Genomic DNA, 25,498 nt, shown 5'->3' on the forward strand with positions numbered 1-25,498 from the left:
TGCCTCTCCTTCTTGGGGGAATCGCCGACGGGCCAGACGATGAGACCGGCAAGGAACGCCACTGGTATGCCAGACGAATGCCACAATGGTTCACCTGACGGTTCGAACGGTCAACAGTGCCTACAGAAAAGGGAGTTGTGAATGTTGAGGATCAGCAGCGGAGTCAGATACGTCGAGTTCGCCGAAGGCGACGGACGGAGCCCGTCGCGACTGGTGCTCGGCCACGACGACGGTGGGGAGCCGGCCCGGCTCGCGGTCCCGCTGGATGACCTCCTCGTCCTTTCCGTCGGCCGCCCCTGGGCCCCCACCCGGCCCGGCGTCGGAGCCTGCGAGGTCCGGTCCGCCGGGGACCGGCTGGAGATCCACTGCACCCTCGCGGACCCGTCCGAGCTGGAGGTCCGGCTCTCCCTGGTCTTCGAGGACGACCTGCTGCACCTCCGCACCACCTGGCGCTGGAACGGCGCCACTCCATGCCGGGACGTCGTCCTGGGCATCGCCCTGCCGCTGCCCGCCCGGCGGCCGGAAGCGGTCACGCTGCCCCTGGTCCTCTACCGGGGCAACCCCTCGGCCGACCCCGGCCGCGTCGTCCCGCGCCTGGCGGCGGACACCGGCGGACTCGTCGTCGAGGACCACCGGCTGCCCGTCCCCTGCACACACGCCGAGTGGGGGAGTGGCGGCGAAGACCGGTATGCCACTCTGTTCGCGGCCCGGCCGGGACCGGGCTCCCTCGGTGCGATCCACCGGCCCCAGGGGGTCACCCTGCTCGGCGTGAGCGGCGCCCTGCTCCTCAACGGCGAGCCCGACGTCGCCTACGTCCACAAGGCCCGCACCGCCCCGTGCGCGGCGGGCTACCGCGACCTGGCCCCGGGCGAGGAGCACCACGCCCACCACGCCCTCGACTGGGGCCGCACCAGCCGGCCGGGACACGGCTTCCGCACCCTCGTCCACCGCGGTCTGGCCCTGTACCGGCCGCGCGGCGCGAACCCGCTCTCCCAGGACGCACTGGTCCGCCTCAAGACCGAGGCCCTCGACCGGCGCTGGTACGACGACGGCGACGCCGCCGGCTACCTCAAGTTCACCGGCCCCGGCCACCGGGCCGGGTTCATGTACGGATGGACGGGCCAGAGCCTCCGGCTCGCCTGGTGCGACGCCCGCCTGGGCATCGAGAACGACGAACCCCGGCGCGTCGAACGCTGCCGCAAGGCCGTGGAGTTCCATCTCGCCGGCAGCGCAGTCCCTGGCGCGCCTGGACTGCACCTCAGCTTCTACGCCACCCGGGAACGCCTCTGGACCGGGTTCGACGGGGAGGAGGGCCCGTACGTCTCAGCCCGGGCCTTCGGCGACAACCTCTGCGATCTCGCTGACATCGTACGGCTGTTCCGCCGGCACACCCTCGACGTCCCCGACGCGTGGGTGCGGACGCTCACCGCGGGCGTCGCGGCGGCCTGCGGTGACGGGCCGCCGCCCTTCGGCTGGCTCACCGACGGCACGCCCCTGACCTCCTTCGCCGGGACGGCCGGGCTGCCCTGTGTCCTCGCGATGCTCAAGACGTACCGCGTCACCGGCGAGCCGCACCTGCTCCGGGACGCCGGGGCGCTCGTGGAGGAGTACCACCGGCGCTTCGCCGACGACTACACCACCCCCTTCGCCCACGCCACGCTCGACGCCGCCTGCGAGGACAAGGAAGGCGGCATGGCCTACTTCCTGTGCGCCTACGAGCTGCTGCGGCTCACCGGCGAACAGCGGTGGGCCGACCGCGCCCAGGAGGCCGCCGACTGGCTCCTCACCTGGGTCTACCAGTGGGACACGCCCTTCGGACACGGCTTCTCCACCACCGGCTGGCCCGGTGTCAGCGTCCAGAACCACCACATCGACGTGTTCTTCCCGGCGTACGAACTCGCCCGGCTGGGCGACCTCGTGGACCGGCCGGTCTACCGCGAGCTCGGCGAGCTCATCCTGAACGCCCTCGGCCAGGGCATCTGCACCCGGCCGGGGGAGTGGGGCTTCGACGACCCGGGAGAGCAGGCCGAGGGCTTCTTCCCCACCAACTGGCAGGACCGCGGAAGCAGCAACACCTGGAACCCCTCCTGGGTGACGGCCCAGGTGTTGTCCCAGGTGCTGCGCATGCGGTCCGGCCGGTCCCCTCAGCCGGCGCCGCCGGGTGCCGGCTCGGGCCGGTGGATGCCCCGGGGGCGGTAGCCGAGCGCCTCGCCGACCCCGAGCAGGTCGGCGAGCAGCCAGGTCACCGCGAGCCACATCTCGGTGCCCTGCAGTCCGGGGAGTCGGTCCTTGCGCTCCCCGGGCTGCAGGGCGAAGGAGAACCCGGCGCCGTCCTGCCACCTGGTCAGCACCCGCTCCAACTGCCCCCGCGCCCAGTCCCGGCCCTCGCCGGCCCGGTGCCCGGTGCGCCGGGCGCAGAGCCACAGCGGGTGGGCCACGTCCAGGACGTCGCACGCCGTGCCCCGGTCCGGACCGAACCACGCCGGATCGAGGCTGTGCGCCAGCACCGTGTCCACCACCCGCTCCGGATACGGAACCGGCAGCCCGAACTGCGCGAAGGACCCGCGCGAGACCCGGTAGAAGCCGTTGACCGGCTGTCGCCAGCCCTCCCTGGCGTCCGGCTCGCCCCACAGGCCGTGCCGTGGGTCGGCCCGCGACAGCAGCCAGCCGAACAGCGCCTCGGCCTGCGGTGAGGCGCTGGGGGAGGCGTCCAGGGAGGCGAAGTGCAGCGCCGTCCCCACCCCGTCCACCCAGTTCCCGCTGCGCCACGCCTCGGTCCGCCACGGCAGCGCGTCCAGCCGCTCCACCAGCCGCTCGGCCGGCAGTCCGGTCACGGCCCGCACCGGGTGCGCGAAGCATGAGCCGAGCAGGCCGAGCGCGTAGCCGACACAGAGGATGTGGTACATCGCCGCGTGGTCGTCCAGCGACGGGGCGGGACCACCGATCTCCGGCACCAGCCCCGTCAGAGGGTCCTGGAGCGCCCGCAACCGCTCCACCAGCGCGTCGCGGTCCTCACCGGGCGGCGGCCCGCCCAGCAGCAGGTCCGCGATCTCCACCGCGTCGCAGCCGGCGCGCACCGTCGGCGCGGCCCCCGGCCGGTCGGCCGGCACGCCCTCCGTACGGCAGCGGTCCAGCACCCCGGCCGCCTGCTCCCGGGCCCGCCGCGCGAACGCCTCGAGCCGTCCGTCGAGACCGCCCGCCGACGGCCGGGCGGAGGAAGGGCCCGGGCCCGGCGCGGTGTCCCGCCGGTCCCGCAGCCGCCGTGCGGGGCTGCCCGCCGCCACCGACCAGGCCGGCAGGTCCTTGGTGACCACCGCCCCCGCCCCGACGACGCAGTGGTCGCCGATGGTCACCCCGTCCACGACCACCACGTGGGAACCGATCCATACGTCGTCGCCCAGGACGATCCCCTTCGAGGTCAGGGGCTGCTTGTGGACCGGCGCGCCCGGGGCGAAGCCGTGGTTGAACCCCAGCAGCGAGGTGTGCGCCCCCACCCGCACCCCGTCTCCCATCAGCACCTTGCCGCGGGCCGTGGAGAACGGGTTGAGCGTGCAGTTGCGGCCCATCGACACCTCGTCGGTGACGACCGCGTGCGCGCCGACGTACGACCGGTCGCCCATCCGCAGGGAATCGGTGTGGACCCCCGCCCACGGAGACACGAACACCCGGTCGCCGAACTCGGCCGTACCGCCGTCCGCGCGCAGCCGCTCCGCGAGCGCCTCCTGGTGGGCGAGCTGCGCGGCACGCTCCTTGTCGTCGCTCCTGCTCCAGAACTCCCAAGGACAGTAATCGAACCGCCCGGGGCGTGCCTCACCCTCCGTCACGGCCACCGGTCACCTTCTTCCTCGCGTATCCGGACACGTGAGTGACGATGTCCTCCTCCGCCAGTTCCTCGAACCTCACGTCCTCCAGGAGCAGTTCCCGGATCGGCGCGTGGGCGTATCCCCGGGCGAGCACGCCCCGGCGGGCCCGGCCGACCGTCGCCCGGCTGACGCTGACGTTCTCCACCCGGGGCGGGTAGGCACCCGTGTCACCCTCGCCCCGGTCGAAGTCGCAGGTGATGAACTCCTTGGTCAGGTGGGTGACCGTCAGGTCCGTGAGGTGGACGTTCTCCGCGAAGCCGCCGCGCACCGAGTTGGTCTTGATGTACAGGCCGAAGTACAGGCCCGGGCCGCCGATGCGGCAACGCCGTACGTACACGTTGCGGATGCCTCCGGTCATGTCGCTGCCCAGGGTGATCGCTCCGTAGCGGTGACGCAGCACGCAGTCCTCGATCACGATGTTCTCGCTCGGCGTGGCGACCCGGCGGCCGTCGGCCTCGCGCCCCGACTTGATGGCGATGCAGTCGTCGCCGGCCGTGATGTCGCAGCGCCGGATCACCACGTCCCGGCAGGACTCGGGGTCGATGCCGTCGTTGTTGGGGCCGATGCTGTCGATCACCACATCCTGGACGGTGACGTTGGTGCACAGCACCGGGTGGATCTCCCACATGGGTGAGCGGACGATCGTCACCCCCTCGATCAGCACGCCGTGACACCGCCGGAACTCGATGAAGTCGGGGCGGAAGTGCCGTCCGTCGGCGTACACACGCTGTTCGACCGGGTCGTTGTCCTCGGCCTGCCGCCACAGCTCGGGCCAGTCCTGCTCCTGGTGCTGCATGCCCGGCCGCCAGCCGAACTCCTCCTGCCCGGCCCAGGGCCACCAGTGCTCCTCATCGGCCTGACCGTCCAGCACACCGGAACCGCTGATTGCGATGTCCCGCTCGTCATGGGCATGGATGAACGGCGCGTAGCCGTAGCACTCGACGCCCTGGAACCGGGTGAGCACGGGCGGCAGGTACCGGGCCGGTTCCTGGACGAAGCGCAGCGTGGCACCCTCCTCCAGATGCAGCTCCACCTGGCTGCGCAGTCGCACCGGACCCGTGAGGAAGACTCCGGGCGGGACGGTGACCCGGCCGCCGCCCGCCGAGTGGCAGGCGGTGACGGCGTGCCTGATCGCGAGCGTGCAGTCGGTCCGCCCGTCACCGGCGGCGCCGTACGCGGTCACCGGGAAGTCGCGGCCGGGGAACCGGGGCGGCACCACCCGGGCCGTCACCGCGTCCGCCTCGGCCCACGGATCCCCGACCGGAGGATCTGCCGGAGTTCTCATCTGCGGGCCGGTCAAGGCGACGCCTCCTGGCCGTTGATGGTGACGTCGCGCAGCACCAGGCCCTCGATGTTGCGCTGCTCGTTCGGACCGGTCATGCCGTTGAAGGCGCAGTCGCTCAGCAGCACGTCGTGGATCGGGTTGGCGTCGTTGCCGATGAAGGTCCAGGCGCGCGGTCCCGCGCTGGTGGTGACCCGGTGGATCTCGATCCGCCGCACGTCCGGGTAGAAATCGCCGGTCTCCACCCGTTCGTAGTTCAGCGCGATCTCCACGACCGCGTCCCCGACCTCGCCGACGGTGATGTCGTGGCACAGCACGTCGCGCAGGTAACCGCCGCGCAGCGGGTTCGACTTGAGGCGGATCGCCCGGTCCAGGCGCGGGCTGTCCATCACGCAGTGCCGGGCGACGATGTCGGAGATGCCGCCGGAGTTCTCGCTGCCCAGGGTGACGCCGCCGTGCCCGTCGCGCATCTCGCAGCGCTCGACCAGGGCGTGCTCCATCGGCACACCCACCCGCCGGCCGTCGGCGTTCTTGCCGGCCTTGAAGGCGATGCAGTCGTCACCGGTGTCGAAGAGGCAGTCCTGGATGAGGACGTACGAGCACGACTCGGGGTCCACCCCGTCGTTGTTCGGCCCGACCGGGCTGTCCACGGTGACACCGCGCACGGTGACGTTGGTGGACAGCACCGGGTGGATGTTCCACATCGGCGAGTTGCTGACCGTGACGCCCTCGACAAGCACGTCCTGGCAGCGGTAGAACTGGATCATGTTGGGCCGCAGGAAGTGCCCCGCGCCGAACACGCGTTGCGGCACGGGGGTGCCCGCGTCTCCCATCGCCAGCAACTGCTTGATGTCGGGGTTCTGCGGTGAAGGGCCCCCGTCCACCCCCTTGGTCCAGTCCCACCAGTGCGTCCAGTCGGCCTGCCCGTCGAGGGTGCCCCGCCCGGTGACCGCCACCGTGCGGCACTCGAAGGCGTACACCAGCGGTGAGTAGTTGAAGCACTCGACGCCTTCGTACCGGGTGTAGACGGCCGGCAGATATGCCTCCGGCTCCTGCCGGAACCGCAGGGTGGCCCCCTCCTCCACGTGGAGGTCGATCCGGTCCCGGAGGTGGACCGCCCCCGTCAGCCATTCGCCGGGCGGCACCACGACGTGTCCGCCGCCCGCTCGCGCACATGTCTCGATGGCGTCCCGGATGGCGTCCGTGCAGTCGTGCACGCCGTCCCCGACGGCTCCGTGGTCGGCGATCGACACCCGCAGCTCCGGGAAGCGCGGGTCGTGGATCCTGGCGAGAATGCGGGCGGCCCGGCGCTGCGCCCCGGGCACCGTGGACCCTTCCGCGTGCGCGGTGGATGCGGTGCCGGCCGCCACCCCGGCGGCGGCGAGACCTGCCGTGGCGAGGAAGGTCCTGCGGTCGGGGGCGTTCACCAGGACCACTCCTTCGCGGGAACGTGCAGTGTGTACTCGCGCAGGGGGGCCTGCGGCGAGGGGGTGCGGTTCGGATACATGGGTCGGGTGATTCCTTCCGGGGCGATGCCGATGACTTCGTCGCCGCGCCAGCGCGTGCGGTAGACACGTCCGGAGGCGGTCTCGTCGGTGACGTTCTCGGGCAGGGGAAAGGTGACGGTGACGCGCTCGCCCGCGCGGGGCTCGCGCACCGAGAGCGATCCGTCAGAGGCCCACAGGCCGGGCTCGTGCCCGTGCCGGGTGCGCTCGCTCCCGCCGGGCGTGGTGCGGACCACCCGCACCTGCGCGTAGCCCGCCCAGTCGGGGACGCGCAGCCGCAGTTCGCGGCAGTCCTCGCGGACGTCGAGGTCCACCCTCCCGGTGTGCGGGAGGTGGCTGAGCACATGGACGAACCGGCTGCCGCGGTTGAGCAGCAGGTTGACGCGGACCAGCCGCTCGTCGCCGGTGACGGCGAGGGACCAGCCGGTGAACAGGCCGCGGACGCCGGATCCGACGCAGCAGGCCTGTACGTCCGCGGTGTGGCCCCGGCCGAGGACGCTGTCGCAGACATAGTCGTTGGGCGCGCTGTACCCGGCGAACGCGCCGCGCAGCCGCTCACCGACCCGGTGGTGGGTGACCCACCCCGGCTCGTCCAGCGTGCGGTCGGGGGCCGAGCGGACCCAGGAGACGTCCAGGAGCTGAGCGGTGGTCAGATGGCCCCGCAGGAAACGCTCCAGTACGCCCCAGTAGCGGTGGTGGCCCGCGCCGGCCAGGGTGCCCGCGATGGCGATCAGGTCCACCAGGGAGCAGGTCTCGTGCTCGTAGCGCTGGCCGGCCAGGTCGCCCGGTGTCCACCCGAAGGCGGTGCACCGGCCGAGCGCCCAGTCGAAGGAGCGGCGCACGAACTCGGTCAGGGCGTGGTCGCCCGAGTCCACCGCGTACCGCGCCAGGCCGTCCAGGGTGCCGAGCCGGGTGTGGAAGTGCCCGCTGCGGTAGGCGAGCGCCGCGTTGAACGAGCCGTCCGGAAGGAACACCCCGCTGTGCTCGGTGATCAGCCGGGCGAACCACCCGCACAGTTCCCAGGCCTGCTCGTTGCCGGTCAACCGGTGCCAGCGCAGCAGCGGCATGATGAGCCGCCCGCAGAACGACGCCGGATCCGGGGCCAGATGGAGTTGTACCGCGTTGGCGGAAGGCCAGCCGCGGTCGGTGTACTCGGACGCCGGGTAGTACCAGACGTCGCGTTCCTTGACCGCGATCCGGTGCAGTGCCGCCACCAGCCGGTCGGCCGCGGACGCGGCCTCCTCGTCGCCGCTCTCCTGGTACCAGGTGGTGAGCGCGAGCAGGGTGGCGCGCTGGTCGATCATGTTCGCGTTCGGCTCCCAGTGGCCGCGCGGATGGCTGCGCCGCCGGGTGAGCCCGTCGTCACCGATCAGGGCGAGCAGTGTCTTCCTGTACACCGCCTCGACGTCGCTCCACGACGAGACGCCGGTCATCTGCCGGGCGAGCACGCAGGCGTCGGTGAGTCGGCCATGGCTGGAGCCGTAGTCCCAGTCGCCGTGCCGCAGCGCGGCCGGCTCGGCGGTCAGGTCGGCACCGAAGAAGGGGATGCCGCCGAGATCGGGGTCGGCCAGACCCACCACGGCGTTCATGGCCAGCTCGGCCCGTTCTTCCAGGAGCAGGGTTGCTGGTATGCCAGTCATCGTTTCCACGCCGTCTCTGAGTCCGGTGAATCAGTGGTGCGCGCGTCGGGGAAAGACGCTAAGCGCGGTACTGAAGAGCGTCAAGAGCCGCGAAAATGCTGCATATGACCGCGTGTTGGTGAGGTGGAGGGTGTTGACGCCACCTTCCAGGGGTTCTACGGTTCCGGACGTTCGCCCCTCTCCAGGTGGCATGCCAGTCACCTGCAAGACAGGGGTGATGGAGTGGGCGGAGGGCTGATGCGCAGTGCCGTGCTGAAGCGGGCCGGCGGGATCGAGATCGAGGAGTCCGGGGTTCCGCCATTCGGCGAGGGGGAGGCCCTGGTCGAGATGCGGGCGGTGGGCCTGTGCGGCAGCGACACCGCGGCCTTCCGCGGCCGCCATCCGTTCCGGGAGCCACCGGTGGTTCTGGGCCACGAAGGAGCGGGCCGGGTGGCGGAAGCCGCTGACGGCACGGTTGCGCAGGGCACCAAGGTCGCCGTGCTGCCACTGGCGTCCTGCGGGCGGTGCGGACACTGCGAGAGAGGGCTGTCCCACCTGTGCGCGTACCGGCGGCTGCCCGGCGCGGGCCTCCCCGGGCTTCTCGCCCAGTACGTCGTGCTGCCGCGGCGCGCACTGGTGCCGCTGCCCGGTGCACTGTCGTACGCGCAGGGCGCGCTGATCGAGCCCGCCGCGGTGGCCTGGCACACCGTCGGGACAGCGGGCGTGCGGTTCGGAACCCGCCTCGCGGTGCTGGGCGCGGGCACCATCGGCCATCTGACCGCGGCGGTCGCCCGCCTGCACGGCGCCGAGGACGTCCTCGTCACCGACGTGCGCCCCCGGGCACTCGACCTGGCCGCCCGCGCCACCGGCTGCCGCACCCTGGACGCCCGCTACGGAGCGGTGGCGGGTGAAGGACGGGCCGACGATTTCGACGCCGTCGTCGTCGCCTCCGGGCACCCGGGCTGCATGGACGAGGCGCTCGCCCTCTGCCGCCCGCGTGGCACCGTCGTCGTGCTGCCGATGTTCGGCGAGACGGTGCGCGCCGGGCTGAATCCCCTGGTACTCAAGGAGATCCGGGTCAAGGGCTCCTCCCTGTACACCCCCGGCGACTTCCGCGCCGCGGCCCGTGCGGTGGCCGGCGGCGCGCTCGACGTACGCCCCCTGATCACGGCCGAACCGGCGCCGCTGGCCGCGGCCCAGGACGCCTTCGAGGAGCTCGACCGGGGGAGCGACGTCATGAAAGTCCTGCTGGACCCGGCGCGCTGACCCCGAAGAGCCCGTACAGAAGAGAGGCAGGCATGGCGGACGAACAGGTCGTCGCGGTCTACGACGTCGAAAGCTGGCTGCCGCCCCGGGCGGCGGCCGCGGTACTGGCGAACGAGCAGTCCACCGGCACCTTCGTACGCGTCCCGGGCGAGAGCGACGTACTGCGCACCCGGTTCGGGGCGACCGTCCTCGAGGTGACCACCCTCCCCGACTCCGGGAACCCCCCGCTGCCCGGGGCGACCAGACCCCCGGAGGCCGGCCCGCGCCCACACCGTGCCCGCGTCCGGATCGCTTTCCCGCTGCACAACTTCGGCCCATCCGTACCGAACCTGCTGGCGGCGGTCGCGGGCAACCTCTTCGAACTCCGCGAGATGGCCGCCGTGCGTCTGGTCGACCTCGACCTGCCCGCCGCGTTCGCCGGACGCTACCCCGGCCCGGCCTTCGGCACGGCGGGCACCCGGCGCCTCATGGGCGCCCCCGACGGCACCCTGATCGGCACGATCGTCAAGCCCGGGGTCGGCCTCCGGCTTGATGCGCTGCGCACCCTGGTGCGTGAACTGGCCATGGCTGGGATCGACTTCGTCAAGGACGACGAACTCAACGGGAACCCGCCGCACGCCCCCCTGCCCGAGCGGATCAAGGTCGTCAACGAGGAGCTCGACCGGGCCGCCGGCCTCACCGGCCGCCGCACCATGTACGCCTTCAACATCACCGACGACATCGGACGCCTCGAAGCCAACCACGACCTGGTGCGCGAGGCCGGCGGCACCTGCGTGATGGTGTGCGTGCAGACCTTGGGCCTGGCGGGCGTCGCCCATCTGCGCGAACACGCGACGTTGCCGATCCACGGGCACCGCGCCATGAGCGGGGCGCTGCTGCGCAGCCCCCAGCTCGGCCTCGGCCCCCTGGTGTTCCAGAAACTCGCCCGGCTCTCCGGCGTCGACCAGCTCCACGTCGGCGGCATCGACAGCAAGTTCTACGAGACCGACGAAGATGTGGTCGCCTCCGTCCACGCGATGCGCACCCCGTTCCTCGGCGGTTACGAGGCCCTGCCCGTGCTTTCCTCCGGTCAGTGGCCCGGCCTCGCCCACCGCACCCTGGAACTCACCGGCACGCCCGACCTGCTGGTTCTGGCCGGCGGCGGCATCCACGCCCACCCGCAGGGCCCCGGCGCCGGCGTCGCGGCGATGCGCTCGGCGTGGCGGGCGGCGGCGGAGGGCGAACCACTGGCCGAGGCCGCCGCCCGGGACCGGACGCTGGCCCTCGCCCTCGAACGGTTCGGCGGGATCCGAGGATGACGGCCGCACCCACCGGCCACGGCCCGGCCTCCGGCGTGACCCCGCCCCTGGCGGCGTTCTACGGCGACGACGTCACCGGGTCCACCGACGCTCTCGCCCAGTTCCACCGGGCAGGCCTGCGCGGTGTGCTGCTCTTCGACCCCGGCGCGGTGCGGAAGGCCGCCGCCACGGGCGGGTTCGATGTGATCGGGGTGGCGGGCGCCGCCCGCGCGCTGCCCACCGCCGAGATGGCCGACGTGATCCGGCCCGTCCTGGAGGAACTGCGCGCCACCGGGGCCGGATTCGTGCAGTACAAGATCTGCTCCACCGCCGACTCCTCACCCGGAACGGGGAGCCTGGGCCGTGCCGCCGAGACCGGCCACGAGGTGTTCGGCCGGGCGCCTGTGCCCGTCCTGGCCGCGCAGCCCGACTTCGGGCGGTACACCGCCTTCGGCCACCACTTCGCCCGGGACGACGACGGCCGGGTGCACCGTCTCGACCGCCAGCCCACCATGTCCCGTCACCCGGTCACCCCCATGGGCGAGTCCGACCTGCGGAAGCACCTCGGCCGGCAGACCGGACTCCCCGTCAGCGGCCTCGACCTGACGGTGTACGAACTGCCCCTCGCCGACGCCCGGCTCGCCTACGAGGCGGCGGCCGCCGGCCGCCCCGGACTCGTAGTCCTGGACGCGCTGACGCCCGCGCACGCCCGGCACGCGGCCCGACTGGCGCTCCTGGGCGGCCCGTCCCCCGTCTTCGCACTCGGTTCGGGCGGCCTCAGCCTCGCGGTCGGACAGGTCCTCGCCGGCACCGGGCGAACACACCCCTACGGCTCGCCGGAACCCGCCCGTGCGATCGTCGTCTCAGGCAGCCGCGCCCTCCGCACCGCCGCCCAGATCCGCCACGCCACGGACCACGGCTGGGCAGGCGTGCCGGTGCCGGTGGACCCGGACCACGGCTGCGACACCTCGCCCGCCGCCCTGGCCCGGCTCCGCCGGGCGGTGCTGCGTGCCCTCGGCGGCCGCGCACCCGGTGTCGTCGTGCACGCCGTGCCGGCCGGCCGCCGCGACGCTCCGGGCACCGACCCCGCAGACTGCCTCGGCGGCATCCTCGTCCACGCCGTACGGGCCGCCGTCGACGCCGGAGTGCGCCGCGTGGTGGTGGCGGGCGGTGACACGGCGGGACGGGTCGCCGCCCGCCTGGGCACCCGCACCGCCGAGATCGACACCCTGCTCGCCCCCGGCGCGGCCCTGTGCCGGCTGACGTTCGAAGACCCGCGCCTCGACGGCGTGTCGGCCGTCCTCAAGGGCGGCCAGGCCGGCCCGGTCGACCTCTTCGACCGGGTGGCCGGACGCATCCGCTCCACCGACCCGACCACCGAGCCACCCAGGGAGCCCGAGACGTGACGACCGCACCGCACACTCTGCGTACGGCCCATCTCGCCGACCCGCTCGGCATCGACGAGCAGCACCCGGACCTGTCATGGCGGACCGCCGGCCGGCAGCGGGCCTACCGGATCCAGGCCGCCACCGACCCCGGCCTGCTGGCCTTCGACGCCTGCGACCTCTGGGACAGCGGACCGGTGGAGGATTCGCGCAGCACCTGCGTCCGCTACGACGGCAAACCGCCCGGCGTCCGCCGGCGCGTCTGGTGGCGGGTCCGGGTCCGGTACGACGACGGACTCTCGCCCTGGAGCTCCGCCGCGACGTGGGAGACCGGGCTGCCCACCGCGGCCGACTGGTCCGGCGCCCGGTGGATCACCGCCCCGGACACCGGCGGGCCCGCCCGGCTCCCGCTGCTCGCCGTGGACTTCCACCTGCCGTCCACCCCGGTCACGGCCCGTCTCCACGCCACCGCCCTCGGCTCCTACGAGGCATCCGTCAACGGCGTCCGCGCAGGCCGCGCCCTCCTCGAACCCGGCTACACCGACTACGGAACCCGCCTGATCTACGCCACCTACGACATCACCGACGCACTGCGCCCGGGCGACAACACCGTGGGGCTGAGCCTCGGCAACGGCATCGCGCACGCGCCGAGGATCCCGGGGCGCTACGCCAAACTCCACATCGACCACGGCCGCCCCCGGGCCATCGCCGTGCTCCACGCCGTTCTCGCCGACGGCACCTCCACCAGTCTGGTCACCGACGGGGCCTGGCATGCCGCCGGGGGCCCCGTGACCCTGTCGGCCTGGTTCGGCGGCGAGGAGTACGACGCCCGCCTCGAACGGCACGGATGGGACCGCCCCGGACACGACCGCGCGCAATGGAGCGCCGCCGTCGAGGCTCCGCTGGAGGGCGTGACACTGAACGCCCGCACCCACCCGCCCGTCGAGGTGGTCGACACCGTCGCGCCGGTATCGGTCGCCGAACCGAGGCCCGGCATCCATGTCTTCGACCTCGGCGTCAACATCGCGGGCCGCCCGTGCCTCACGGTCACCGGACCCGCCGGGGCGTCCGTCGTGATCCGCCCCGCCGAGCTGCTCGCCGACGACGGCACGGTGAACCAGCGCTTCACCGGCACCCCCTGCTACGACCGCTACACCTTGCGCGGGGATCCGGGAGGCGAGGTATGGGCCCCGGCGACGGTGTACCACGGATTCCGCTACCTCCAGGTGGAGGGACTGCCCGGCGCCCCCGCGCCGGACACCGTGAGCGGCGAGGTCATGCGGACCGCCAACGCGCGTGCCGGTGGTTTCAGCTGCTCGTCGGACCTGCTGAACGGCATCCACCGCATCATCGACCGGGCCGTCCAGGGCAACATGTTCAGTGTCCTCACCGACTGCCCGCACCGCGAGAAGCTCGGCTGGCTCGAGCAGGCCCACCTCGTCTTCCCCGTCGTGGCCGGCGGCTACGACGTCGCCGCGTACTACCGCAAGCTGGTGCGCGACATGGCCGACGCGCAGACCGCCGAAGGCCTCGTGCCGGGCATCGCCCCCGAGTACACCGTGTTCGAGGACAAGTTCCGCGACGACGCCAACTGGGGCGGCGCCCTGGTCCTCGCCCCCTGGCACCTGTACCGCACCTACGGCGACACCACGACACTGCGCACCCACTACCCGGACATGCTGCGCTACCTCGGCCACCTGCACTCCCGCTCGGACGACGGCCTGCTGCTGCACCACGGACTGGCCGACTGGATCGCGTTCGACAACTCCACCCCCAGGGCAGTCACCGCGACCTACGCCCACCAGCGCATCGCCGCCGCGCTGGGCGACATCGCCGAGGCGATCGGCCGGCCCGACGATGCCGCCGCCCACCACCGGCTCGCGGACCGCGTCGCCCGGGCCTTCCACACGGAGTTCTTCGACCCGGCCCGCCACACCTACGGCAGCGGCAGCCAGGCCTGCGACGCGCTCGCCCTGGAGATGGGCGCCGTCCCTGCCGAGGAGGTCCCGGCCGTGCTGGACCACCTGGTCGACTCGGTCCGGGCAGCGGACGGCCACGTCACCGTCGGCGAGATCGCCCTGCCCGCACTGCTGCGCGTCCTGTCCGCGCACGAACGCGACGACGTCGTCGCGGACCTGCTGAGCCGCACCGACAACCCCAGTTACGGCTACCAGCTCGCCCACGGCGCGACCGCGCTGACCGAACGCTGGGACGGCCCCACCCGCGGCTCCTCCCAGAACCACTTCATGCTCGGCGCCGCCTCCGAATGGCTCACCGCCTCCCTGGCGGGACTGCGGCAGGCGGCGGACTCCGTCGCATACGAGCGCATCGTCGTCCGGCCCGCCCCGGTGGGTGGCCTTACCCGGGCGAGCGCCTGGTACGAGACACCGCGGGGACGCACCGCCGTGGCCTGGCACCGACGACCGGACGCATTCCGGCTGACCGTGGTGCTGCCGCCCGGCGCACCCTCCCGGGTGGAACTGCCACTGCCTGGCGGCGGCCGGGACGTACGGGAAGTGGAGCCCGGCAGCTGGGAGTTCACGGTCCCCGGCGACTGGACGGCACGATGAGCGAGCGACGGCTACCAGAAGTGCGACAGCGGCCGCCGGCCGAAGGCGAGGGACCGATGACGGACACGGACCGCCCGGCGGCGACCGCACCGCACCACGGTGACCCGATGGACACCACCGCCTCCGCGGCCTACTGGGCCGATCTGACCCCGGGGAGCGGCCGTCTCGCGCCGCGCGCCCATTTCCCCCTCGGGGGCCGACGGTTGGACCTCGGCGGCACCTGGTCCTTCCGCCTGTCGCCGGTCGCCGACGCGCCCCTCGACTTCCTCGCGCCCGGCGGCCCTGCCGAGGACGTCCCCTCCTGGTCACCGCTGACCGTCCCCGGCCACTGGGTCCTCCAGGGCCACGACGTGCCGCGCTACACGAATACCGCCTACCCGTTCCCCATCGACCCGCCGCACGTCCCCGACGCCAACCCGACCGGCGACCACCACCGCACCTTCGACCTGCCCGACGACTGGCCGGTCACTGGCGACGGCTCCACCGTGCTGCGCTTCGAGGGTGTCGACTCCTGCTTCAAGGTCTGGCTCAACGGTGTCGAACTCGGCACATCGAAGGGCAGTCGGCTGCCCTCGGAGTTCGACGCCGGACCCGCGCTGCGCCGCGGCCGCAACGACCTCGCGGTACGCGTCCACCGCTGGTCCTCCGGCAGCTACCTGGAGGACCAGGACATGTGGTGGCTGCCCGGCATCTTCCGCGACGTGATGCTGCTGGAGGTCCCGCCGGGATCGATCTGCGACTACTTCGTGCACGCCTCCTACGACCACGAACGGGGCAGCGGAACCCTGCGCATCGAGTCCGACGTCCCCGCTCTCGTGTCGCTGCCCGGCCTCGGCGTCCACGACCACCCCGCTGACCGGCCGATCCAATTGCCCGGCGTCGAACCGTGGAGTGCCGAGCTGCCCCACCTGTACGCCGCCGACCTCGCCCCCCTCTCCGGCGCCGCACCCGTCCGCCTGCGCATCGGCTTCCGCACCGTGGCGATCCGCGACGGCCGCTTCACCGTCAACGGCGTCCCCGTGCTGCTGCGCGGCGTCAACCGGCACGAGCACGACCCCGACCGGGGCCGCGCCATCGGCCGCGACACCATGCGCGAGGACCTGCTCCTGATGAAGCGGCACAACATCAACGCGGTGCGTATGGCGCACTACCCCCCGCACCCCGCCTTCCTCGACCTCTGCGACGAACTCGGCATGTGGGTCGTGGACGAGTGCGACCTGGAGACCCACGGCTTCATCCACGCGGACTGGGTGGGCAACCCCGCCGACGACCCCCGGTGGCGCCCGATGATCCTGGACCGGATGCGGCGCACCGTCGAGCGCGACAAGAACCACCCCAGCGTCGTCATCTGGTCCCTGGGCAACGAGAGCCACCACGGAACCAACCTGGGAGCCCTCGCCGACTGGACCCGGGAGCGCGACCCGTCGCGGCCGCTGCACTACGAGCGGGACCGCACCTACCGCCACTCCGACTTCTACAGCCTGATGTACGCCCCCGTGGACGAGGTGGACCGCATCGGCCGCCATGAGGAGGAGGCGCCACCCGAGACGGCCGACGCCCCCGAGGCGGAGGCCCGTCGACGACAACTCCCCTTTCTTCTCTGTGAGTTCGCGCACGCCATGGGCAACGGTCCCGGCTCGCTCACCGAGTACCAGCGCACCCTGGAATCCCACCCGCGCTGTGCCGGAGCCTTCGTCTGGGAGTGGATCGATCACGGTCTGCGCCGCACCGGCGAGGACGGCGGGACGTACTTCGCCTACGGCGGCGACTTCGGGGACAGCCCCCACGGCGGTACCTTCTGCATCGACGGGCTGCTCTTCCCCGACCGCGCCCCCTCGCCCGGCCTCGCGGCGTACAAGAAGGCCGTCGAGCCGGTCGGGATCGGCCTCGACCCCGCGGCCGGCCGGATCGCACTGCGCAACCGGTACGACGCACGGGACCTGGCGCACCTGCTGTTCCGCTGGACCCTGGAGACGGACGGGATCCCGGTCGCAGACGGCGAGCTGAAGACGCCACCGGTGCCCGCGCGCCAGGACGCGGACATGCCCTTCCCGGAACTGCCCTGCCCGCCGGAACCGCCCGGCCGGGCTGCCGGGCCCGCGGGGGAGACCTGGCTGACGGTTCGGGCCGTGCTGGCGGCCGACGAACCGTGGGCGCCGGCCGGTCACGAGGTCGCCTGGGCCCAGGCCCGCATCGGCGGGCCCATCCCCCGCCCGGCGGCCATCGGACCCGGGCGGACCCCGGCGGCCGGCACCTTCGACGAGCGCACCGGGCTGCTGGCAGAACTGGCCGGCCTGGAACTGGAGGGCCCGTACCTCGACGTGTGGCGGGCGCCCACCGACAACGACCGGGGAATGGGCGCGAACTCCGTGCTGCGCCTCTGGCGCAAGGCCGGACTGGACCGCCTGGTACTGCGCACCGAGAGCGTCGAGCGGCGCCCGCACGAGTTGCTCGTGCGTTCCAGGTCGGCGCCGGACGGACTGCCGCACGGTCTGCGTGTCCGCCACACCTGGGCCCCGAACGGCGAGGCGCTGCGGCTGACCGTCGAGATCACCCCGGACGGCCCCTGGGCCGGCCTGACCTTGCCGCGCGTGGGCGTGCGTTTCACGCTGCCCGCTCGCCACGACCGGGTCCGCTGGTACGGAAAGGGCCCGGGAGAGGCGTACCCGGACAGTGCACAGGCCGCCCGTGTCGGACTGTTCGCCGCGGACGTCGCCGCCCTCCAGACCCCCTATGTCGTCCCGCAGGAGAACGGACGGCGGGCGGACGTCCGCTGGGCCGAACTGGCCGACCCCGCCACCGGCCGGGGGCTCCGCGTGGAGGCGGCCGGCGGGATGGGAGTCTTCGGCCTCTCCGTCCGCCCCTGGTCCGTCGAGCAACTCGAAGCGGCCGCTCATCCGCACGATCTGGTGCCGGGCGAGCACATCCACCTCCATCTGGACGTCGCCCAGCACGGACTCGGCAGCGCCTCCTGCGGGCCGGCGCCCCTGGACCGTCACCAACTGCGACCTCAGCCCTGGCGGATGGAGTTCCTGCTGCGTCCGCTCGCGCCCGGCGGTCCGGCGTGACCCGCGGCGCGGCCGCCGTCCGCGCGGAGCACCCGGAGGTCCCACGCGCCCAGCCGCAGCTCCTCACGCGGGGCGAGGCGCTCCTCGCCGAGCACGTCCCGCACCGCCTCGGGTACCGCGACCCGCACCGGCTCCCACGCCCAGTTGTGGACGAACCACAGGCGTTCGCCGAGCCCGTTGCGGGCCGAGGTCACGTGCACCGTCGCGGGCAGCGGGCCCCAGCATGCCGCCGCGGTCGTGCAGCCCGCCACATGCCGGGCCAGCGCCTCGGCGAAGGCGCTGTCCGGCAGCGTCCCGACATAGGTCACCCGACCCCGCCCGTGGTCCCGGACGGTCGCGGCCGGCCACCGTCCGAAGTGTGGGTGGACGTAGTGCGCGAGCGGCAGGGCGTCGTCCGCCTCCAGGCCGTCGGCCCACTCCAGGGCCCGCGTGCCGGATGCGAGCGGCAGCCCGGACCCCTCGGCCGCCGTGACGGTCAGCGGGCCGGTCAGATTCGCGTACTCCACGCAGCGCACCCCGGCTGCCGCCCGCAGCACCGCACCGGGGGCAGTCTCGGCGCGGGCTCGCGCCTCCTCGTCGGCGTAACCGGTCCGGAACGTCAGCACCAGATGGCCGCCGGAGCGCGCGTACCCGTCGAGAAGATCCGGCAGTTCGCTGTCGCACAGGTACAGAGCGGGCACCACCAGGATGCCCGGGAGCGTGCCGGGGGAGCGGCGCAGGGAGGCGGCGAGCTGTCGGGGCGACATGATCCGGGCCTGCGCGCCGGCGTCGAAGAACCCCTTGAAGAACGCGCCGAATATGCGCTCGTACGACCGGGGATCGGGGGTGAAGGTCCCCGGGAGCGACAGCGGCGGCTGGCACCGCATCGCCCAGTCGCTCTCCACGGACCGGACGAAGACCGCGTCCGCGTCCGGGACCAGCCCGGTCAGGGAATCCCCGGCCGCCTCGAACTCCGAGGCCACCCGGGCGACTTCGCGCTGAATGCGGCCGGGTTCGAGGTCGTGCCCGAGGATGCCGCCCCAGTAGGTCTCCGCCCCGTACGGCAGCGTGTGCCAGTGCCAGTACTGCATCAGGCGCGCGCCCCGCGCGGCCAGCGTCCAGGCGGCCTGCCGCAACTGCCCCTCGTAGCCGGGATGGCTGGCGTGCGACGCGTTGATGGAGGAGGCGTTCGTCTCGGTGACCAGAAAGGGCTCCTGGCGGGCGCCCCACAGCCGGTCCGCCGACAGGTGGATCTGCCACACTCCCTGGCCGAACCAGCCGCCCTCGTACCGTCGGCCCTCGTCGGGCAGCGCCACTTCGTCCTGCGCCACGTAGTAGACATTGCCGGCCGTCACATCCAGTGCCTCCGCGACCGCCTCCTCGTCCACCGCCGGGCGGGTCACCGCCAGGCAGGTCGTGACGTACTGCCCGGGCCGGGCGTACTCGCGCACGATGTCCGCCTGCCAGGCGATGAACTCGGACGTCAGATCCGCCTGATAGCGGCGCCAGGCCAGGTCGTAGGACGGGGTGGTGTTGCCGCCGGGCCTCCACAGCTCGGTCCAGGAGGACAGCCGGTGCGACCAGTAGGTCAGCCCCCACGCCGAGTTGAGCCTCTCGACGCTCCCGTACCGCGCGCGCAGCCGGGACACGAACTCCTCGAACACCCCGTCGTTGTGCAGCAGGAGCAGACCCGGCTCGTTGTCTACCTGGAACCCGGCCACCGCGGGGTGGCCCGCGTGCGCCGCGACGACACGGCGCACCACCCGCTCCGCGTACCTGCGGAACACCGGGTGGGTGAAGTCGACTTCCTGCCGGGCGCCCCACGGCACCCGGCCGCCGTCCGCCCGGACCGCCGCCATCTCCGGGTGGGCGCGCTGCAGCCACGGCGGCACCGCGTAGGTCGGGGTGCCGAGCAGTACGCGGATGCCGCGGGCGTGCGCCCCGTCCAGGATCGGCACCACCCAGTCCACGTCGAAGACCCCGTCCTCGGGCTCCCAGGTGGACCACACCGACTCGCCGACCCGGATCAGCGAGAGCCCCGTCGAGGCCATCAGATCGAGGTCCGTCTCCAGGCGGTCGGTGGGCTGGTACTCGTGGTAATAAGCGGCCCCCACCCGGACCCGGTCGGTGTGCGCGGCTGCTCGCTCGCGTCGTTGCGTGCGTTCCAGTCGTTCCAGTCGTTCGAGGAAGTCAGACATGGCCAGAAGGTGGCATGCCATCTGAATGCCGTCAAGGGAAAGGGAGTTGGATGACCGCCGACCATGACCTGAGGAACACCTACCGACCCGACTGGGAATCGCTTCGCGGCCACCGGGTGCCGGACTGGTTCCGTGACGCGAAGCTCGGTATCTGGGCGCACTGGGGCCCGCAGTCCGCGGCCCGCAGGGGTGACTGGTACGCCCGCCACCTCTACGGCCCCTACGAAGGCACCGAAGGATTCGAACGGGAGCGGACAGCACGTCAGACGGCCCACCACCGCGAACACTTCGGCCACCCCTCCGTCTTCGGCCACAAGGATCTGTGCCACTCCTGGAAGGCCGAACGGTTCGACCCGGAGAAGCTGATGGACCGCTTCCGCAGGACCGGCGCCCGCTACTTCGTCTCCCTTGCGACGCACTGCGACAACTTCGACCTGTGGGACTCCTCCCACCAGCCGTGGAACTCCGTCAACGTCGGGCCGCGCACCGACATCGTCGCCCGCTGGGCCGATGCCGCCCACGCCGCCGGACTGCGCTTCGGCGTCAGCATGCACGCCGGCTCCTGGACGTGGCGCTGGCTCGATTCGGCGTTCGGCCGGGACGCCGACGGTCCCCACGCGGGCGTCCCGTACGACGGACACCTCACCGCGGCGGACGGGACCGGCACCTGGTGGGAAGGGCTCGACCCGCGGGCCCTGTACGGCCGCCCCCGGTGCCCCGGCGACAAGCCGGACGCGGCCTTCGTCGACGACTTCTATGCGCGGCTGCGCGACGTCGCCCTCCGCCACGACGCCGACCTCGTCTACCTGGACGACTCCAGGATGCCCTTCGACGAGGGGAGTGTGTGCCAGGCGGCCCCGCCCAGCCGCCGCGGTCTGGAGTTCCTCGCCGACTACTACGCCCGCAGGCCGGAGGGGACCGTCTCCATCAAGACCATTCCCGACGAGGACCGCGGTGCCGTACTCCTCGACGTCGAACGCGGGCAGCTCGGTGGTCTCGACCCGCACCCCTGGCAGTACGACACCAGCATCGGCGACTGGTTCTACGCCGACGGCGAGCGCTACAAGACCGCCCCCGAGATCATTCACCTGCTGGTCGACACCGTATCCAAGAACGGCTGCCTGCTCCTCAACGTCCCCCAGCTCCCGGACGGCACCATCGACGAGGCGACCGGCGCCGTCCTCGACTCGCTCGGTGCCTGGACCGACAGGTGCGGCGAAGCCGTCTTCGGCAGCCGCCCCTGGAAGGTCTACGGAGAAGGCCCCACCAACGTCACAGGCGACCGCGCGCGTGAGAAGGCGCTCGTCTACACCCCGCACGACCTCCGCTTCACCGTCGGCGCCGACCGCCGCACCCTCTACGTCTTCCTGATGGTCTGGCCCGACAACCGCACCGTCCGCATCGAGAGCCTCGCCCCTTCCCGGGGCCTGGTCAGTACCCCGCCCCGCCGCATCACCCTGCTCGGCACCGACACCCCGGTCCGCTGGACCGAGGGTCCGGACAGCCTCGATGTCCACCTGCCCGCCGGACGGCCCCCCACCCCGTACGCGCAGGTCCTGCGCGTCGAACTGGACTGAGAGGACCCGCCGTGCAGCACCCGACGACGGTGACGGCCCCCACCTTCGAACACCACCGCCACGCACTCGGCATCGGCGAACCTGCCCCGCGCCTGAGCTGGCGGACCCTGACCGACGAACCCGACTGGACGCAGCGCGCCTACCGCGTACGGATCGCTGGAGCAGACGGTGCGATACTTGCCGACACCGGGCGCACCCCCGGCGCCGAGTCCGTGCTGGTCCCCTGGCCCGGCCCCCCGCTCGCCTCGCGCAACCGCGCCACCGTACGGGTACGGGTGTGGGGCGGCGCCGACGACACTCCCAGCCCCTGGTCCGAGCCCGCCGACGTCGAGACCGGGCTGCTGGACCCTGCCGACTGGAGCGCCTCGTTCGTCACCCCCGATACCGGCGACGACGAGGGCGCACTGCCGGCGGCCCTGCTCCGCCGGGACTTCCGTATCGACGCAGACATCGCCTCCGCCCGCCTTTACACCACCGGCCTGGGCGTCTACGAGACCGAGATCAACGGAGTCCGCGTCGGTGACGAGGTGCTCGAACCCGGCTGGTCCTCCTACCACCACCGGTTGCGCCACCGCACCCACGACGTCACCGCCCTGCTGCGGCCCGGCCCCAACACGATCGGCGCCCTCCTCGGCGAGGGCTGGTACACGGGACGCCTCGGCTGGGACGGCGGCAGCCGCCACCACTACGGGCGGCGGCGCGCCCTCCTCGCCCAGCTGGAGTTGCACCACACCGACGGCACCGTCCGGACCGTCGCCACCGATTCCGCTTGGCACGGGGCCACCGGCCCCCTGGTGCGCTCCGAGCTGTACGACGGCGAGCACTACGACGCCCGCCTGGAGCGGGACGGCTGGTCCCGGCCGGGCCACGACACCCGTGGCTGGTCCCGGGTGCGCGAACTCCCGCCGCCCACCGCCCGGATCACCGCACCCACCGGCCCACCGGTCCGCCGTATTCGCACGGTCCCCGTTCGCGAGGTACTCACCACGCCCTCCGGTCGCACCGTGGCCGACTTCGGTCAGAACCTCGTGGGACGGCTCCGGATACGCGTCACAGGTACCGCCGGACACACCGTCACCCTGCGCCACGCCGAAGTCCTTGAGCACGGCGAACTCGCGGTGCGTCCTCTGCGCCGGGCCGCTGCCACCGATACCTACGTGCTGCGTGGCACGGGGGAGCCCGAGACCTGGGAGCCCCGCTTCACCTTCCACGGGTTCCGGTACGCGGAGTTCGACGGCTGGCCCGGCCCCTTCGACGAGGCCGCGGTCGAGGCCGTCGTCCTCCACACCGACCTGGAGCGGACCGGATGGTTCGACAGTTCGGACGCGACGGTGAACCGGTTCCACGAGAATGTCGTCCACTCGCTGCTCGGCAACTTCGTCGACCTCCCCACCGACTGCCCGCAGCGCGACGAACGGATGGGCTGGACCGGTGACATCGCCGTGTTCGCACCCACCGCCGCCTTTCTGCACGGCTGCACCGGCATGCTGTCCGGCTGGCTGCGCGACCTCGCCGCCGAACAACTGGCCCGCCCCGACAGTTCGGTGCCCCTGGTGGTCCCCGACATACTCGACCCGTCGATGGGCGGGCAGCCGCATGCACTGTGGGGCGACGCCGCCGTCCTGGTCCCGTGGGCGCTGTACCGGGAGACCGGTGACTTAGAACTGCTGCGTACTCAGTACCCCTCCATGACCGCGTGGATCGCGTGCGCGTCCGGCCACGGGGCCGAAGGCGGCGGGCTGTGGCGGGATCCGGACCAGCTCGGCGACTGGCTCGACCCGGGGGCGCCGCCCGATGACCCCGCCGCCGCCCGCACCGATGCCGGGCTCGTCGCCCTGGCCCACCTCGTCCACTCCACGGACCTGCTGGCCGACATCGGGGAACTGCTCGACGAGAAGGACGACGCCGCCCGCCATCGCGCCCTCGCTGTCCGTCTTCGCGGCGCGTTCGCCGACGAGTTCGTCACTCCGGCCGGACGTCTCTCGTCCGACTCCCAGACCGCCTATGCGCTGGCGCTGTGCTTCGATCTGTTCTCCGAGGCGGCACAGCGGCGGCACGCCGGGGAACGTCTCGCGCAGCTCGTGCGCCGGGCCGGGTTCCGTATCGCCACGGGCTTCGCCGGAACCCCGCTGATCTGCGAGGCGCTCTGTCTGGCCGGCCACGCCCCGCTCGCCCACCGCATGATCGCCGAACGGCACTGCCCGTCCTGGCTCTACCCCGTCACCATGGGGGCGACCACGGTCTGGGAGCGCTGGGACTCGATGCTGCCCGACGGCAGCGTCAACCCGGGGCAGATGACGTCCTTCAACCACTACGCGCTCGGCTCGGTGGCCGACTGGCTCCACCGCACCGTGGCAGGTCTCGCCGCCGCCGCACCCGGCTGGCGCCGCATCCGGGTGGCACCCACGCCCGGGGGCACGCTGACCCGTGCGCAGGCTGCCCACCTCACGCCCTACGGAAGGGCCGAGGCCGGCTGGCGCATCGAGGGGACGACCCTGGTCGTGGAGGTCCTGGTACCGCCCGGCGCGCAGGCCGACATCCATCTCCCGGGCGGCGGAGCGTCACTGACCCGGGGCGCGGGACGCCATGTGTTCGAAGTCCCGCATGTCGCCGACGGCCGGACGGTGTCGGTGACGGGCCACCCGTTCGTCGCGGGCAGCGACGAGGACTGCGGCTGCGGTTCGCTGGGTCGGGGGTCGGCGACACCGCCCTGTGATCCCCCCGCCGGGGTCGGTGACACCCTTCTGTGATCCCCGCGCCGGGGCCGTCGACCAGCGGTTGTGGAGGAGTGCGGCCGGGGTTCCAGCAGTGGCGCGGCAGGCGACGCCTGCTCCGTCGAGGGGCGGTGCCGGGTGCGGCGGGAGTGTCTGCGGGGCGTCGTGACGGGACAGCCCTCAGCGGTGGTAGGGCGGCATGGGGCCGCGCAGGCCGTTGCTTGCCTGTTCGCAGGCGTCGAGTACGTCCTCGGGCAACGGGCCCGCCGCGGCCGCCTCCAGGTTGCTGCGCAGCTGAGCGGTGTTGGACGAGCCGATCAGGACCGCGTGGGTGGAGTCCCGGTGCAGCAGCCAGCGCAGCGCCAGGGCGGCGAGCGGGATCCCGGCCTGCTCGGCCACGTCCGTCAGCCGGGCCACGGCCGCGAGCAGCTCGTCGTTCCAGTAGCGGTCGTGGTAAGCATCGGCGAGACGGGAGGTGGTGAACCGGCCCGCGCCGGGCTTCTCCCGCCCGGAGTAACGCCCCGTCAGCAAGCCGCCTGCCAGGGCGTTGAAGGCCATCAGGCGTATCCCGCGTGCCGTCGGGTGCGCGGCGTACTCGATGAACTCCTCCTCGATGCGGCGGGCCAGCAGATTGTGCAGTTGCTGGGCTACCACGGGTCGCGGCGCGTTCATCTCGTCGGCGAGCCGCATGAGTTCGGCCACCCGCCAGGAGGGGAAGTTGGAGACACCCAGTGCGCGTATGCGGCCCTCGGACGCCAGCTCCGCCACCGCCTCCATCGTATCGGCCGCCGGTGTTGCGTGGTCGGGCTGGTGCAGATAGAAGAGGTCGACGTACTCCGTGCCGAGCCGCTTCAGGCTGCCTTCCAGCGCGGCCCGCAGTCCCGCACGCGACAGCGGGGCGTGGCCGGCCTGGTCCGGGTGCGGGATGCCGGCCTTGGTGGCCAGCACCATCCGGTCGCGTCGTGACGGCAGCAGCCCGGCGAGAATGCGCTCCGTCTCACCGTCGGCGTAGACGTTCGCCGTGTCCACCCCCGTGATGCCCGCGTCGAGTGCCATGTCGAGCAGGTCGGCGGCGCCCACCCGGTCGACGGTGTCGCCGAACGTCATCGTGCCGAGCACCAGGGGGGACAACGGGACGGCTACGCCCGGGAGATGGACGTCGCGGGCGGTGACCATGGGGATTCCTTCCACGAAG

14 protein-coding genes are annotated in these 25,498 nt (G+C 72.7%); 8 read left to right on the forward strand and 6 right to left on the reverse strand.

The window, feature by feature from the left end; all coding sequences use genetic code 11:
- Positions 1-141: 141 nt before the first annotated feature.
- Positions 142-2,199: a hypothetical protein gene (locus ACFU6I_RS14740; RefSeq protein ID WP_384365637.1), complete on the forward strand. Its 2,058-nt coding sequence runs from the start codon at positions 142-144 to the stop codon at positions 2,197-2,199.
- On the opposite strand, the gene ACFU6I_RS14745 is transcribed toward ACFU6I_RS14740, so the two are convergent.
- From ACFU6I_RS14745 to ACFU6I_RS14760, 4 genes are read right to left on the reverse strand one after another with little or no spacing between them, the layout of a single operon-like run.
- A complete protein-coding gene (locus tag ACFU6I_RS14745; protein ID WP_384365639.1) occupies positions 2,145-3,830 on the reverse strand; it encodes a DapH/DapD/GlmU-related protein in 1,686 nt (561 codons plus the stop codon). The two genes, ACFU6I_RS14740 and ACFU6I_RS14745, sit on opposite strands and share 55 nt — an antisense overlap.
- On the reverse strand, positions 3,811-5,163 hold the full coding sequence (locus ACFU6I_RS14750) for a glycoside hydrolase family 28 protein (RefSeq protein ID WP_384365642.1): 1,353 nt from the start codon (positions 5,161-5,163) through the stop codon (positions 3,811-3,813). Before ACFU6I_RS14750 ends, ACFU6I_RS14745 begins: the two co-directional genes overlap by 20 nt.
- Complete coding sequence (locus tag ACFU6I_RS14755; protein ID WP_384365645.1) at positions 5,160-6,572, reverse strand: glycoside hydrolase family 28 protein; 1,413 nt, start codon at positions 6,570-6,572, stop codon at positions 5,160-5,162. Before ACFU6I_RS14755 ends, ACFU6I_RS14750 begins: the two co-directional genes overlap by 4 nt.
- On the reverse strand, positions 6,569-8,290 hold the full coding sequence (locus tag ACFU6I_RS14760; RefSeq protein ID WP_384365648.1) for a hypothetical protein: 1,722 nt from the start codon (positions 8,288-8,290) through the stop codon (positions 6,569-6,571). Before ACFU6I_RS14760 ends, ACFU6I_RS14755 begins: the two co-directional genes overlap by 4 nt.
- 237 nt (positions 8,291-8,527) lie before the next feature.
- Between ACFU6I_RS14760 and ACFU6I_RS14765 the strand changes: the two genes are divergently transcribed.
- The 5 genes from ACFU6I_RS14765 to ACFU6I_RS14785 are packed head-to-tail and all read left to right on the forward strand — an operon-like array spanning position 8,528 to position 17,835.
- On the forward strand, positions 8,528-9,535 hold the full coding sequence (locus ACFU6I_RS14765) for a zinc-binding dehydrogenase (protein WP_384365651.1): 1,008 nt from the start codon (positions 8,528-8,530) through the stop codon (positions 9,533-9,535).
- Between the two features lie 32 nt (positions 9,536-9,567).
- Entirely contained in the window at positions 9,568-10,833 is a 1,266-nt protein-coding gene (locus ACFU6I_RS14770; protein WP_384365654.1) for a RuBisCO large subunit C-terminal-like domain-containing protein, read from the forward strand.
- Positions 10,830-12,218 (forward strand): four-carbon acid sugar kinase family protein, encoded by a 1,389-nt coding sequence (locus tag ACFU6I_RS14775; protein ID WP_384365657.1) that lies wholly within the window; start codon positions 10,830-10,832, stop codon positions 12,216-12,218. The genes ACFU6I_RS14770 and ACFU6I_RS14775 overlap by 4 nt, the downstream gene beginning before the upstream one ends.
- Complete coding sequence (locus tag ACFU6I_RS14780) at positions 12,215-14,767, forward strand: family 78 glycoside hydrolase catalytic domain (RefSeq protein ID WP_384365661.1); 2,553 nt, start codon at positions 12,215-12,217, stop codon at positions 14,765-14,767. The genes ACFU6I_RS14775 and ACFU6I_RS14780 overlap by 4 nt, the downstream gene beginning before the upstream one ends.
- 56 nt (positions 14,768-14,823) lie before the next feature.
- A complete protein-coding gene (locus ACFU6I_RS14785; protein ID WP_384365664.1) occupies positions 14,824-17,835 on the forward strand; it encodes a glycoside hydrolase family 2 TIM barrel-domain containing protein in 3,012 nt (1,003 codons plus the stop codon).
- Here the strand turns inward: ACFU6I_RS14785 and ACFU6I_RS14790 are convergent.
- Positions 17,778-20,012, reverse strand: coding sequence for a beta-galactosidase (locus ACFU6I_RS14790; RefSeq protein WP_384365667.1), 2,235 nt, complete (start codon positions 20,010-20,012; stop codon positions 17,778-17,780). The genes ACFU6I_RS14785 and ACFU6I_RS14790 overlap by 58 nt on opposite strands.
- A 50-nt stretch (positions 20,013-20,062) precedes the next feature.
- Here ACFU6I_RS14790 and ACFU6I_RS14795 point away from each other — a divergent pair, with 50 nt between their 5' ends.
- The gene (locus ACFU6I_RS14795; RefSeq protein ID WP_384365670.1) at positions 20,063-21,589 is read left to right on the forward strand and encodes an alpha-L-fucosidase; all 1,527 of its coding nucleotides are present in this window, start codon (positions 20,063-20,065) and stop codon (positions 21,587-21,589) included.
- Between the two features lie 11 nt (positions 21,590-21,600).
- Positions 21,601-24,339 carry a family 78 glycoside hydrolase catalytic domain gene (locus ACFU6I_RS14800; RefSeq protein ID WP_384365673.1) on the forward strand — a complete coding sequence of 913 codons (2,739 nt, stop codon included), beginning with the start codon at positions 21,601-21,603 and terminating at the stop codon, positions 24,337-24,339.
- Positions 24,340-24,483: 144 nt separating this feature from the next.
- Here ACFU6I_RS14800 and ACFU6I_RS14805 read toward each other — a convergent pair whose 3' ends face one another.
- Positions 24,484-25,479: an aldo/keto reductase gene (locus tag ACFU6I_RS14805; RefSeq protein ID WP_384365676.1), complete on the reverse strand. Its 996-nt coding sequence runs from the start codon at positions 25,477-25,479 to the stop codon at positions 24,484-24,486.
- Between the last annotated feature and the right edge of the window lie 19 nt (positions 25,480-25,498).

Origin of the sequence: Streptomyces sp. NPDC057486, assembly GCF_042802415.1 — a bacterium.
In the GTDB taxonomy this organism is placed as follows: domain Bacteria; phylum Actinomycetota; class Actinomycetes; order Streptomycetales; family Streptomycetaceae; genus Streptomyces; species Streptomyces yanii.